Source organism: Bacillus sp. FSL K6-6540 (assembly GCF_038007545.1).
Map to the genome: position 1 here is coordinate 6,427,282 of NZ_JBBOXH010000001.1, position 12,898 is coordinate 6,440,179.

General features: G+C 47.7%; 14 protein-coding genes. 5 read left to right on the top strand and 9 right to left on the bottom strand.

All coding sequences use genetic code 11. The features are described from left to right. Positions 1-88: 88 nt before the first annotated feature. Together cls and MHH82_RS28985 are read left to right on the top strand one after the other, a co-directional pair. Positions 89-1,537 carry a cardiolipin synthase gene (gene cls, locus MHH82_RS28980; RefSeq protein WP_340969039.1) on the top strand — a complete coding sequence of 483 codons (1,449 nt, stop codon included), beginning with the start codon at positions 89-91 and terminating at the stop codon, positions 1,535-1,537. A 123-nt stretch (positions 1,538-1,660) separates the two neighbouring features. Next, complete coding sequence (locus MHH82_RS28985) at positions 1,661-2,065, top strand: VOC family protein (RefSeq protein WP_015737584.1); 405 nt, start codon at positions 1,661-1,663, stop codon at positions 2,063-2,065. 47 nt (positions 2,066-2,112) lie between these two features. On the opposite strand, the gene MHH82_RS28990 is transcribed toward MHH82_RS28985, so the two are convergent. From MHH82_RS28990 to MHH82_RS29015, 6 genes are all read right to left on the bottom strand, one after another. Beyond that, entirely contained in the window at positions 2,113-2,541 is a 429-nt protein-coding gene (locus MHH82_RS28990) for a MarR family winged helix-turn-helix transcriptional regulator (protein ID WP_340969041.1), read from the bottom strand. 185 nt (positions 2,542-2,726) lie between these two features. Beyond that, positions 2,727-3,137 (bottom strand): VOC family protein, encoded by a 411-nt coding sequence (locus MHH82_RS28995; protein ID WP_015737586.1) that lies wholly within the window; start codon positions 3,135-3,137, stop codon positions 2,727-2,729. A 149-nt stretch (positions 3,138-3,286) separates the two neighbouring features. After that, a complete protein-coding gene (locus tag MHH82_RS29000; RefSeq protein WP_340969045.1) occupies positions 3,287-3,895 on the bottom strand; it encodes an S-layer homology domain-containing protein in 609 nt (202 codons plus the stop codon). Next, entirely contained in the window at positions 3,834-7,082 is a 3,249-nt protein-coding gene (locus tag MHH82_RS29005; protein ID WP_340969047.1) for a glycosyl hydrolase family 18 protein, read from the bottom strand. The genes MHH82_RS29000 and MHH82_RS29005 overlap by 62 nt, the downstream gene beginning before the upstream one ends. 30 nt (positions 7,083-7,112) lie before the next feature. Next, positions 7,113-7,301, bottom strand: coding sequence for a hypothetical protein (locus tag MHH82_RS29010; protein WP_340969048.1), 189 nt, complete (start codon positions 7,299-7,301; stop codon positions 7,113-7,115). Positions 7,302-7,743: 442 nt separating this feature from the next. Continuing rightward, complete coding sequence (locus tag MHH82_RS29015; protein WP_145041064.1) at positions 7,744-8,112, bottom strand: YybH family protein; 369 nt, start codon at positions 8,110-8,112, stop codon at positions 7,744-7,746. Between the two features lie 121 nt (positions 8,113-8,233). Between MHH82_RS29015 and MHH82_RS29020 the strand changes: the two genes are divergently transcribed. Beyond that, positions 8,234-9,010, top strand: a complete 777-nt coding sequence (locus MHH82_RS29020) for a helix-turn-helix domain-containing protein (RefSeq protein ID WP_145041065.1) — start codon at positions 8,234-8,236, stop codon at positions 9,008-9,010. A 73-nt stretch (positions 9,011-9,083) separates the two neighbouring features. Beyond that, on the top strand, positions 9,084-9,896 hold the full coding sequence (locus tag MHH82_RS29025; RefSeq protein WP_251501942.1) for a VOC family protein: 813 nt from the start codon (positions 9,084-9,086) through the stop codon (positions 9,894-9,896). Positions 9,897-10,001: 105 nt separating this feature from the next. On the opposite strand, the gene MHH82_RS29030 is transcribed toward MHH82_RS29025, so the two are convergent. Continuing rightward, positions 10,002-10,361: a MerR family transcriptional regulator gene (locus MHH82_RS29030; RefSeq protein ID WP_015737590.1), complete on the bottom strand. Its 360-nt coding sequence runs from the start codon at positions 10,359-10,361 to the stop codon at positions 10,002-10,004. Positions 10,362-10,480: 119 nt separating this feature from the next. Between MHH82_RS29030 and MHH82_RS29035 the strand changes: the two genes are divergently transcribed. Beyond that, a complete protein-coding gene (locus MHH82_RS29035; RefSeq protein WP_251501946.1) occupies positions 10,481-11,119 on the top strand; it encodes a nitroreductase family protein in 639 nt (212 codons plus the stop codon). Positions 11,120-11,285: 166 nt separating this feature from the next. On the opposite strand, the gene MHH82_RS29040 is transcribed toward MHH82_RS29035, so the two are convergent. Both MHH82_RS29040 and MHH82_RS29045 read right to left on the bottom strand, forming a co-directional pair. After that, a complete protein-coding gene (locus tag MHH82_RS29040) occupies positions 11,286-12,107 on the bottom strand; it encodes a DUF4362 domain-containing protein (protein WP_251501950.1) in 822 nt (273 codons plus the stop codon). 124 nt (positions 12,108-12,231) lie between these two features. Beyond that, positions 12,232-12,855: a nitroreductase family protein gene (locus MHH82_RS29045; protein WP_015737593.1), complete on the bottom strand. Its 624-nt coding sequence runs from the start codon at positions 12,853-12,855 to the stop codon at positions 12,232-12,234. Positions 12,856-12,898 lie beyond the last annotated feature (43 nt).

Below are 12,898 nucleotides of genomic sequence, written 5' to 3' on the forward strand. Positions count from 1 at the left end.
TGCCGCCGATATATACTTCTTCTAACGCCTCACGTATAATATGAAGGATTGCTAGGGCAAGGCTATAGTGTAGGAGGATATCATAAACATGCATGTTACATCCATCATTCTTGGTCTGATCATCGTTCTGAATATCGTGTTCTCCATGTTCGTGGTTTTCAGGGAACGGCGGGATGCCGGCTCCACCTGGGCATGGCTGCTGGTGCTGTCCTTTATCCCGATTCTGGGCTTTGTGCTGTACTTGCTGTTCGCCCAGAATTTAAGAAGAATCCGTCTCTTTCATTGGGACGATCTGCAAAAAACCGGCATCGAGAAAGTATTGCTGTCCCAAATGGAAGGGATGAACAACGGCGAATACCCGTTTACCAATCAAGCGGCGGCGGACAGCAGCGATTTGATCCATATGCATATCAATGAGAACCAGGCGATCCTTACGGACGACAACCATGTTGAAATTTTTACGGATGGACGCAGGAAGTTTGAACGGTTGTTTCAGGATATCGAGGAAGCCAAAGACTATATACATATTCAGTACTACATTATCCGCCGCGACGAGCTTGGCAAGAAGCTAATCTCCCTGTTGACCCAAAAGGCTAATGAAGGCGTGAAGGTCCGTGTTCTATACGATGAGCTGGGATCGCGTCAACTAACCAAAGGCTTCTTCAAGGCATTCCGCGAAGCCGGCGGAGAAGCCGAGGCCTTCTTCCCGTCCAAGCTGCGCTTCATTAACCTGCGGCTGAATTACCGGAATCACCGAAAGCTGGCGATCATCGACGGCAATATCGGGTATGTCGGCGGTTTCAACGTCGGGGACGAGTACCTGGGCCTCAACTCCAGGTTCGGGTATTGGCGGGATACGCATCTGCGCATCCAAGGCGAGGCCGTTTATGCGATGCAGGTTCGCTTCATTCTGGACTGGAATCAGGCTTCGCATCATAACGATATCACTTACGAATCGAATCTGTTTCCCAAGATCAATTCGCCCGGCAATGTCGGGATTCAGATTGTTACCAGCGGTCCGGATTCCCGATATGAACACATCAAGAACGGTTATATCAAAATGATTTCGTCCGCCAAGAAATCGATTCATATTCAGACGCCTTATTTTATCCCGGACGCCAGCCTCCTGGATGCACTGCGCATTGCGGCGCTTTCCGGCGTAGAGGTGCATCTGATGATTCCGGATAAACCGGATCATCCCTTCGTGTATTGGGCTACCTTATCTTATATCGGGGAAATGCTGGGTACCGGGGCTAATGTGTATCTCTACAATAATGGCTTTATTCATGCCAAGACGATCATCATCGATGAGAAGATTTCATCCGTGGGCACGGCGAATATCGACGTTCGAAGCTTCAAGCTAAATTTCGAAGTGAACGCATTCCTGTACGATGAGCATATATCGAAACAGTTGACCCACATCTTCCACCAGGATCTGCGGGTATCCAGCCAGCTTACGATGAAGCAGTATCTGGAGCGTTCACGGTGGATCAAGTTCAAGGAGTCCATCTCCCGCCTGTTGTCGCCTATTCTATAGGACAACCCCGAGACGCTGCCGTATCATTTAGCAATCCAGAAGAAATGTGAGGGCCAGAGACCATTTATACTAAAACCAAGGAAAACGAATCCATCATATTAAAACCTGGGAAGGATGTTGAACGTGGCTAAACTGACACCGTATATTTTCTCTGAGGATGCAAAAGCGCAGGCTGAATTTTATACCCAAGCACTGGGAGGGGAAATCTTATCCGTGCAAACCCATGGCGAGGTTCCCGGAACCAAGGAAGAATTGAAAGACAAGGTCATGCATCTGAGTCTGGTAGCCGGAGGAATCCCGATCTTTATGTCGGACTCGATCTTCCAAACCCTGGAGCGTGGGAACGGAATTCATCTGAGCCTGTCGTTTGAGAGCGATGCCGAAGCCCATGAAGCTTTTGACCGCTTGGCCGAGGGCGGCAAGGTGATTGATGCGCTGAAGACTCAATTCTGGGGAGCGCTGTTCGGGGTGCTGGAAGACAAGTTCGGCGTGTTATGGCAGGTCACGACGGAAGTCCAAGCCAATTAATCTTAGAAAAGGCCCTTCAAGTTTGGCTTGAAGGGCCTTTTTTGCGTTCAGTCCTTATTCTCTAATCGATCGCTGACCTCGTATAGACGCAGGGATAATTCATCCCCTTGGGCATTGCCTAAAACATCTCCGTATCGACTACGCAGATTGTTCCAGCACTCGTGTATTACTTTCTCAAGAGCCTTTCCTTTATCGGTCGTATAGATCAGCGACATCCTTCCTTCCACCCGATTGTATACCAGCCCTTTCACGGCCAGCTTCTCAATCAGTCGGGTTACGGTGGATGGCTGGAGGTGAAGAATTTCGCCTAATTCCTTCTGCGAGATTCCTTCCTTCTCATATACAGCCATAAGCAGATATGCATACGTAGGCGACAATCCGCTTGCGGCAAACTCGTCTTCGGCCATCTTGGTAATGACCCGGCTAAGGCGATTGGCTGTGAAGTAAAGGCATTCCTTGATATACGTATTGAGCATAACGGTTACCTCTTTCGCTGAAGTTCATCATGTTGAAACGCCACATATTGTTTGCACATACAAATATAGTGGATTTCCAAATAAAAGTAAAGCGGCAGTTTCCCCCTGTCTCTTGGAGTCATCTGCCGCTTCATTCTATTAGGATATGTCGTTCAGGTTGCGATCCTGCTTAGGATAACGCTGCTTTATTCGACATGGCTCTGATCCATGTACATGACTTCCCATAGATGTCCGTCCGGATCCTGGAAGCTCCATCCGTACATAAAACCGTGATCCACCGGGTCGTTGGAAGGCGATCCCCCAGCAGCCAGCGCAGCGTTCACGATGTCATCCACCTGCTCCCGGCTTTCTGCCGACAGCGCCAGAATCACTTCCGTTGTGTTGGCCGCATTCGACAGATCTTTCTTGGTGAACGTCTTGAAATAATCCTCGGTGAGCAGCATGGCAAAGATGTTATCGCCTATGACCAGGCAGGCCGCATTCTTATCCGTAAACTGCTCATTAAACTCAAAACCGATTTTCGAGAAAAAGTCTTTCGTTTTCTCCAGATCCTTAACCGGAAGATTCACAAAAATATTATCGATTTTCAATGCCATCTACAATCACCCCATCCATTTGATAGATCCATCTTAGCATGGGCAGCGGCATGGCATTTCTTTTCGCTTGCTATGTTCAAGCCATTATTCGTCGAGTTCCGTGAAATACACCTCCGTCAAAATGGCCTCCGCTCTCTTATACGGTCATATTAATTCGATAACTCCGCTGCACGCAGCAATCTCATAACGGTTACTACCGTTTGAGCTTTGGTCACATGAGATTGCGGATCCAGCTTGGTAGCGGATACCCCCTGCATAATCTTCTGTTCCACGACGAAGGCGACGGACGACTTCGCATAGGACGAAACCTTGGAGTGATCTTTAAATTTGTTTAACAGGCCTTGGTCAGCTTCATTCTTCTTACCGGCATACTCCAACACATTGCTTAGAATAACCGCCAATTCCTCGCGCATAATCAAGCTGTTGGGATCAAAGATATCGCCTGTGCGTCCCTTCACCAGTCCTGCAGCTTTGGCAGCCGCGATTTCTCTGGCATATCGGGATTTCGGATCCACATCCTTGAAGCTGGAATCCTTGTCGTCAGGCAATAGACCCAGCGCTTTCACCAGGATGGAGATGATCTCGGCACGGGTAATGTTTTTATTTGCACCGAACGAACCGTTATTTTCTCCGGATACAATCATTTTGGCGGCAGCTTGCGCCACGTCTTCCCGTGCCCATGAAGGAATCGCATCACTAAATCGGATATTCCTGCTGTACCAGCGCATAAACGCCGCTGCCGGTTTTCTTGATTTCAACGGTCACCGTGCCGTCCGTATTCACTTTAAACAATGTCGGAACGGATCGAAGCTCGTTTGTACCCGGTATAAAGACCACTCCGGTCGCACGTTTTATATTTATTTTTTTCGCATCCAAGGTAACAAACTCGCTGACATGGGATTTCCCGAAGCGTGTCAGCTCGGTTGCCGTTTTATCCGCGTGTACTTGCTCAAGCTTGAACTGCAGCGGACTCGCCAGTGTTTCTTTCCCTTGAAGCAAGGCGGCCAGGCTTGCTGCGTCCTTATTGTCTGGAGCCACAATCGAGACTCTCACCGGCCCGGAAACCGAGATGAGCGAAGCCGGAATCCGGTATTCCGTACCGTTTAGGAAAACGGACAGACTGGCTTTGGCCCCTTTTTTCGCAATGGCCGCAATCACTTCTTGTGGAATTTCCAGCACCGCCTGCTTCGCGCCCGCACCCGCATGGAGCTGGAAGTTGGAGGATTGCGAATGGTTAATGCTGTTAACTGCCGCAGCCGCAGGCACGGTAACTAGAGCCTTATCTCCTTCAAGCACAACGTTTGCTTCGAGTTGATCCTTGCCTTTAGGCGGCTGTGGCGTCGATGGCGTTGTAGAACCGGATCCGCCGGAGCCTCCTCCGCCTTCAGAGCCACCGGAGCCGTTGCCCGAAGTCGTGATGCTCAGCTGATTCGAAGCGCTGGAGACGCGGTTGATCTCATCTCCCGTTCGATCCACGGCAAGCACATGGATCTTGTAATTCGTTAGGGGGCTGAGGCCCTTCACGGTATAACCGTTCGTTGCCACCGAGCCGGACAACGCATGATTCACGTACACTTCATATCCCGTTGCTCCCGTCACGGCATCCCATTTCAGCTGGATGGAGCCGGAATCGGCGCTTACCTTGGACAGATTCCCTGGGGCTGGGATTGCCGATGCATTGGCTTTGCCGTTGATCGGCAGATCGTGAACGAGTTGGGTCGTCAGCGTCTTATTGCGGTCGCCGCTGATATCCCAGCTCATGACGCCTGCGATATCCAGCGATTTCACGATGGAAGCCGTATACTTCATGGTGTTCTTATCGTTGTAAGTGATGAACACTTTATTTTGCTCATTGTACAGGTATGGAACTTTGGCGGATTCGTTCCAGTATCTCTTATAACCGTTCTTGTCGATGTAGTTATTCTCGAGATCGCTGAAATCGAAAATGCCCGCTTCCCATGTCTTTAATGCGGATCCGCCTTTGCAAGTCTGATATTGGCCGGTAGGCGGGCAATCATCCCAGCCTTTACCGTAATATGGCACCCCGGCGATCAGCTTGTGCGTTGGCACCCCGCCGTTCAGATGGCCCAACAAACCGCCGAGCACATGATTTCTCGGAGCGGAGGAGGCGGCTCTTGGATGCTTTTGGTCAAAGAACAGCGGTGCATTATGGTGGCCCAGCGTCTCCCAGCTGCCGCTGTAATCGTAAGTCATGATATTGATGAAATCGAGATAGGTCACCGAATTCGCAAGATCGGCATTTTTAACGAAATTATCACCCTGCCCGGAAGCAATCGTCAGCAGATAGTACTTCCCGTCTTCTGATCCGGCAGCATCCAGGGCCTCACGAACGGTCTTCATTAACAATGTGAAGTTTTCCGTATCCTCCGGTCCCCGGGAGTTGTCGTCTTCTCCGCCTTCAACAGGATACTCCCAATCGATATCCAAACCATCGAATTTGTATTCTCGGAGGAAATCCACCGCGGAATTCGCAAAGGCCCGGCGTGTTTCTTCGGTCTTGGCCATGTTGGAGAAATGATTGGACCAGGACCAGCCGCCAACCGATATCATAAGCTTCAAATGCGGATTAGCAGCTTTGACGGATTCGAAAGCTTGGAAATTTTCGAAATCCTTTTCGGGATCGCCAAGTATCATCTCGCCATCATACACGTATCGATTTTGCAGCGGAACCTTCGGGTCTTCACATGCTCTTACCGTGCTTCCGAACTTCTTCCAACACAAATCAGCAAACGCATAATTGATATGCGTGATTTGAGAAACGTCAAGATCGGACGGATAGAAATTCCGTTCGGCTGGTAGTGCTGACCAAGAGGTGTAGTAGGTAATATTATTATAATTGCTGCCTGGTATAACAGTAATCGCTTGACTGATCGGCGATGTCCATAAACGATTTACAGCGATGATCTGGAACGAATACGTCTTACCTTCCTGCAATCCGGCAGCCACAAACCGGTTCTCGCTGCTTGTCGCCACCTTATTTCCGTCCTGATAAATATGATAGCCCGTTGCTCCCGGAACCGGAGCCCATCCCAAGGAGACAGTAGACCTTGTAGCTGTAACAGCCTGCAGCCCCTTTGGTGCAGCGAGCTCTCCCCATTTTAAATGTACAGCGTTACTCTTCACCGAAGTTTCCGGGTTCTGTCCCTGCAATGCTTTTTGAGCAGTAACTTCAAAGATATAATCGCGATTGGCTGTTGGGTCCAGGGAGTACGTGACCGACGTCACCGTTTCCAAAGTATCGACTTTATTGCCGTCCACATACAGCTCGTATCCGGTAGCTCCTGAGCTTGCTCCCCAATTTAATGTCACCGATTTCTCGGAAACGTCCGTTACTTTCAGGTAACTCGGAGGTGAAATCGGAGCTTGTTCATATACGGTTTGATCCGCGGTGGTCGTGAATTCAAGAATATTGCTCTTCATATCCTTTGAGGGCCTGTGGTCATACCAGGTAATATATATGCGGTAGGTTGTCTCGGGCTTAAGCCCTGTAACGGCATGCGTGGTTAAATTTCCCCACGTGATATAAGCATCCGTATCTGCATTCCAGACATCGATATCGTTCTTGTCTCCCTTGAGGAAATCCCATTCAAAGGTAGCCTGGTTATGCGTTACCTCCACTAATCGCAGATTCTGGGGAGCGGACGTTTTTGGAGGCTTAACCTCGCCATCCAGCGTAGTAAACTCGATTACATTACTCTTATGCCGTTGGTCCGGACCTTGAGACGGTCTCTCATACCATGTAATGTATAATTTATAGGTTGTGTTGGGTTTCAAATCATCCAGGGTCCGGCTTCCGCCGTTCCCCCATGTATACCATGCATCATCCACGGCGTTCCAGACATCAATATCAAACGTATGCTGCGGATTATTTTTGTCGTAATCCCATAGTATCGTTGCTTCGGTGGCCGTGATGGAGTCTTGCACAATACGAAGATTCTGCGGTGCCAGCGGATCCTAGGAGCCATAGGTCGAGCTTGTTACCGTCACCGGATCGATGCCGGAGCTCGTTGCAGTAATTTCTGAAGGAGATGCGCCTTCTGCTGCATAGGATGCAGGCGCATGAAGCAGTGGGGTAAACATCAGAATAAGGGCCAAAAAACACAGTACCCATTTCGGGCGTCTTGTCGTGATAAAGGGTATCACCGTTTTCACCTCTGTCGATTAAATTTCGATTGCAAATGATACAGCATTTCCATGAATGTCTGTTCCTCTTGGTGTCACCCGGGTGGTATCCTTGATGACTTGCCCAGCTTCGCATATCGCTCGAAATCCACTCGTTTTTGAAAGCGGTTACCAATCCAGGTGAACTAACTATGTAAAATTCATCCCTCCCCCTTGTCGCTCCATACCTACACTCACTTGCTCGATCGCTCTACTACGGCCCCCTTTCAATGAAATCCATGTTGTTCAATCCATATTCATATAGTTGTATCATGGAACCTGCGCCATCGATTGAGAAGGGATACATTTCCATAGACATGGGATAAATTCTTGTAATTTTATATTCTGTTAATAAATTCAATCTACAAAAAAGAGCCCTCCAAAGGCTCTTCTTCTGTTTCCTATATAAAAGATGACGGCCGATTCATCCCATTGAACTTAGATGCTCATGCTTTAATTTCCATGCGCCGTCGGCATGTCGAACGAATACATTCGTTGCTCTCCCGCTCCCAGTCGTGAATTCCCCCTGAAAATACCCCTCGTAGCGATAAGTATAAATACAAACAGCCGAATGTACATCAGTCGCAATCCACACCACGTCCTCCGCCCGGTACACCTCATCTCGAATGACGTCCCAAGCGTGCTCGAAATAGGCCCTGATTTCCTCCAGGCAACAGCAGCTCCGGTCCGAGAACCAATACACCGCTCCCTCATCCAGCAGCCGGGCTACCTGATCAAAATCATGCGTATTCGTAGCCGCTATGTAGGCCTCAAATGCTTTTTGATATGACATTGTTTCGCACCTCCCTATCTTATATCCTACGTATTCTTCAGGATCCACGCCACGATTCTAGCAATCTTTATGGTATGATATGTAGGCAATTTTATTCTCAAAAAATAACAGGTGAACGCCCATGATGAGCATCGCTCAATTCGCAGAACGCACCGGCATGGTCCCCAGTGCGCTTCGTTTCTATGAATCCAAGGGGATTCTGGTTCCGGCTGAACGGCTGGAGAACGGTTACCGATATTATGGATTTCACCAAATTCACGAAGCCAAGCTTGTAAACAGCCTCCGTCAATCAGGCATCAGCCTTGGGGATATCCGGTGTTTCCTTGAAGCCGAGGAAAGTACGCGTTCCGAGCTGCTTGCCCGCTGGCGGCGGGAAGCTGAGGCACGTCTACTCTCGGTCCAAATTGCGAGTCAATATTTAAACGGGATGGAACCGGGTCGCGGCAGTCTGCATCTCATCAATTGGGAACAACCCCTAACCGTGATATGGCAGCCGTTTTGGGTAGACAAACCAGTAAACTCTTATTCGCGGGAAATGAAACAAGCGGCAGCCAGACTCCATGACCTCAACATTCGCACGCAAGGCTCCAGCTTGATCAAGGTGATGGACTCCCTCCCGCACGCGGTGCTAATTGAAGTCGGATATCAAATTTGTACGGAATCCTCTCGGAAGCCAACGCCTCCGAAGACACCCTCCGAAGCCTATTTGGAGTCCATCCCCCCTACCTTGTTCGTATCGGTGGACAGCTCATGGGAGGACACCTTCGCATGCATGCGAACGATCCGCTTCCTTCAGAAGTTCGGTTTCGAACCTGCGGGCAAGCGGCTGGAGCGGCATTATCCCGATTCTCCAATATTCGAAATCATGATTCCTGTCATGCAAACTCGCTTCTCTTGACCTTCAAGTTACTTGAAGGTTTATACTGGGATTGTTCCATTTTCCAAAACTTTCTTATAGGAGGATCAAGCGAATGGTTGGATTACGGCTGGATGATTTCGATGGAGGTTTTATCATTGCCCCATGGGATCGGTTCAAGGAACTCATCGAATGGTATAGCACGCATTTGGATCTGAAAGTGACATACGAAGAGGATTACCCGGTCGAAAAAATGGCCACCCTTACTTTCCCGGCACTGGGATGCATACATATCAAGTCGGTGGAGCATGACCACCCGCATTTTGCAGTCGATTGGGGACAAAACGGAAATGTTCGCTTCTGCTTCACCGCAACGAATCTTGAAGCTGCACACGCCTATTTTCGCGAACAGGATATTCAAGTGACCGATGTGACCCAAGCCCCCTTTGACCGTACCTTCGATTTCTTCGATCCGGCCGGAAATCGCTTAACGGCAATCGAACCGGAACCAGGTACGGAGGCGTTGGTTGCTAAAGCACCGGACGCACGCTTTCCGTTCCAAGCGATCCCCCGCTTTGGCGTTGACCGGCTGGATGAAGCCATTGCGTGGTACGAGGCTAATCTGGGCGGCAGAGTCGAACGGGTCAGTGAGGATGGAACCTCCGCGACCGTAATTATCACCGCCGAGGGCGCACCGCTCTATCTGGAAACCGTTCGGACAGACCGAACGAAGGGCGCACTTACTGTAGCTGCAAGGCCTTATTGGGTAATACGGAAGAAGGCGGACTTTTTTGAGACTCATAAACGTTTGCGGGAACAAGGATGGAAGGTTACCGATTTTGCCGGAAATCCGAAGTTTCTTGTCATGTTCCACACCTACGATCCATATGGCAACCAGATCAATGTATGGTGTTACGAAGACTGTTAGTTCATGATTGGACACATCCATGAGTGATTCCACGTGTACATGAAAGGGCTGCGAGCATCCCTAAGATGACCGCAGCCCTTATCGTATCGTTCACATACTTTTACTTTAACACTTGGTTTGAAAATTCGCCTTTCCTTCCAAGACGGCATTCAAGAATGTCTTCGACTTTTTCAATCGCTTCTGGATCTCTTCAATTTCTTTGATTTTTTGTTCTACCATTTTCGTCTTTGCCTCGTATGACAGGTTAAGTTGTTGATTGACTAACAAACTTAATTCTTCTATAGAAAAATCTACCGATAAAAGTACCTTCACATCATCTAGAAACTCCACAATCTCTTCGGAATAAATTCGATAATTATTTGCATCTCGTTTAACAAATGTGTCCGGAATCAGGTTCTTACGTTCATAGAATCTCAACGTTGATATGGGCAGACCCGTTAATTTTGAAACCTCGTTTATTTTCATAATAGGACCTCTTTTATTTCTTGCTATAAACCTAGGTTCATAGTTCATAATACGAAATATGATAACGAACGACATCCACAATGTCAAAAAAAATCGATGTTATCAAAAGGAGAGGTTCTATGTTTAACCATATTCAAAACAACGATTTCGCCAATATCGTTATGGGCCGACGTTCTGTCCGTAATTATGATGAGAACTTTAAAATATCGAAAGAAGAGATGAGCGACATGATTTCGGAAGCCAGTTTGGCTCCGTCCTCTGCAAATATGCAGCCTTGGCGAGTAATCGTGGTCGACACTCCGGGAGGAAAAGAAAAGCTAAGACCTCTTGTGAGGTTCAATACGTTACAGAATGATACTTCATCAGCCATGTTATTGATTTTTGGCGATACCCAAAGCTATTTATATGCTGAAGAAATTTACAATACGGCTGTGGAACAAGGAAAAATGCCGGCAGAAGTACGAGATCGTCAACTCGAAACCATTCTATCCCTGTTTCCGACTCTATCAAGAGAAATGAAAGTTGAAATTGCAAAAATCGATAGCAGCCTCTTTGCCATGCAGTTCATGTTAGTAGCTCGTGCGCATGGGTATGACACGAATCCAATGGCAGGCTTTGAAGCTGATCAGTTAGCAAAAGCATTCGATGTAGATGAAGAACGCTATGCTCCAGTCATGATTATTTCATTAGGAAAAGCCAAAGAAGATGGGCATGAGTCCGTTCGATTAGAGCCTGACAAGATTACATTTTGGAGATAACCATGTTCCGTAGTCGATTCACCATTCTTTCTTCAAAATAACATCAGACTCAAACCGTAGGTTTATGCAAACCGAAAAACTCAATCTAAAAGAAAACGGCAGCCGGTCATTGTGATCGGCTGCTTATGATGGTTGAACAAGCAGCCGAGGTAACATCGTTGGGTCCTCATTCGTAATATCCTTGCACAGCAGGCAATTGCTTATACTCCTCCCGCTCCTCCACCATGCCGATGATATCATCAACCAGCATGGTCATCCGTTTACCGTCTTCGCTCTTATCGCATTCGCTCCATGCAAAGTGGTAACTTCCATTCGCTATCTTGACCGTCAGGTCAAAGCTCTCATGCGGCTTTTTATTGCATGCAGTTATTAAGGATTTGTCCTCTTGATAATCGGCAAGCACCAACGCCTTATAGATGCTCTGACGGTCCTTATCGGTGAATTCGAAATTGCGGATCGTCGCAGTCTCTCCATTCTGAAGATCCTTCACGACGGTTCGTTCCTTTGTATTGATTTCGTTCCTCTGATTAACGCCGAACCTCAATTCCATGTCGAACGTTACCTTCGGCCTAAGCTCATACTCCATTCGCAGGATATCCACCTCAGAACGTTCACCGTCACAACCAGTCAGCGTATAACTCAGATAAGTATCCGTCTCGACTCGCTTCAGTTCGCTGCACATACGGGTAGTAACTTGTTGATTCCCTTCCCTGTCCCACCTATTGTCATAACGCAGCTCAATTCGATCTCCGATATGATTCAATTCATGAAATACAGGATCGCCCTCAATCGTATAATGTACAACTCGCTGCGTTCCCTCCGGCTGATCGATAAAGGCATCCAGTTTCCCCCGATTTTTCACGTTCACACCATGTTGGCTGATCACATCCATGGCCTCATCTATGATCGGAACTGCCTGTTCCTTCTCGAAACAACCTGACACGATCCATACCGCTAAAAGTGCTGCAGCAACCAGGCCTTTTCTCATCCTTCTATTCCCTCCTAATAGAAATACGTCGGAGACGGCGTAACTATTAGACGGATGTTTATCCTATTTTGTTCCACCCGCTGCATGAACAAACAACAAGCAAGCCAATATTTCATGCCCTGAATTATATTTTGTTTGTATACATGATTTTGCCCACATCGTGTCTAACGGTTTTATGACCTTGTTTAATTCCTTTCCCAATGGCTATAAGCATCACATCTTCATACCTGTCAGAAATCTGTAAGGTTGACTTTAATTGTTCGGAATCATACCCGGACATGGTAATCGTATGGAGACCCGCCTCGTTCGCCAGTAAGACTAACGACATAGACGCCAGGCTTGCGTCTCTTACTAATTCGAGCTTTAAATCTTCTTTGGATTTATTTAGATAATATTGAATAGCCGCGCTGGCTAAATAATCTTTTAATGATGCGTCAAAATAACCCTTTTGAAATCCTTCTTCATGGATATGTATAATATTCTCTTTTTCAAATGCTTGATAATCGCCCAGTACAACGATTAGAGCCGACGCTTCTATTACCTGCTGCTGATGAAAGGCAATGGGGAGTAACACGTTTTTTAAATTCGGTTCGTCGATAACCAGGTACCGTGTGGCTTGAATATTGTTTCCGTTGGGCGATTTACTGGCTCCTTCAATCAAAGCCGCCAACGTTTCCGATTCCATTTTATAATGGGGGTCATAATGCCTGACAGAACGTCTTTGCTCTAATATATCTCTCACACTCATTGTGCTCACTCCATATGTTTTATTTGCTTCACATTCCGATTAT

Excerpts from the sequence above, each read along its gene's own strand:
- MHH82_RS28995 (WP_015737586.1), bottom strand. The coding sequence starts at position 3,137 with ATGGCATTGAAAATCGATAATATTTTTGTGAATCTTCCGGTTAAGGAT.
- MHH82_RS28990 (WP_340969041.1), bottom strand. The coding sequence starts at position 2,541 with ATGCTCAATACGTATATCAAGGAATGCCTTTACTTCACAGCCAATCGC.
- MHH82_RS29035 (WP_251501946.1), top strand. The coding sequence starts at position 10,481 with ATGTTTAACCATATTCAAAACAACGATTTCGCCAATATCGTTATGGGC.
- MHH82_RS29040 (WP_251501950.1), bottom strand. The coding sequence starts at position 12,107 with ATGAGAAAAGGCCTGGTTGCTGCAGCACTTTTAGCGGTATGGATCGTG.
- MHH82_RS29045 (WP_015737593.1), bottom strand. The coding sequence starts at position 12,855 with ATGAGTGTGAGAGATATATTAGAGCAAAGACGTTCTGTCAGGCATTAT.
- MHH82_RS29020 (WP_145041065.1), top strand. The coding sequence starts at position 8,234 with ATGATGAGCATCGCTCAATTCGCAGAACGCACCGGCATGGTCCCCAGT.
- cls (WP_340969039.1), top strand. The coding sequence starts at position 89 with ATGCATGTTACATCCATCATTCTTGGTCTGATCATCGTTCTGAATATC.
- MHH82_RS29030 (WP_015737590.1), bottom strand. The coding sequence starts at position 10,361 with ATGAAAATAAACGAGGTTTCAAAATTAACGGGTCTGCCCATATCAACG.
- MHH82_RS29015 (WP_145041064.1), bottom strand. The coding sequence starts at position 8,112 with ATGTCATATCAAAAAGCATTTGAGGCCTACATAGCGGCTACGAATACG.
- MHH82_RS29025 (WP_251501942.1), top strand. The coding sequence starts at position 9,084 with ATGGTTGGATTACGGCTGGATGATTTCGATGGAGGTTTTATCATTGCC.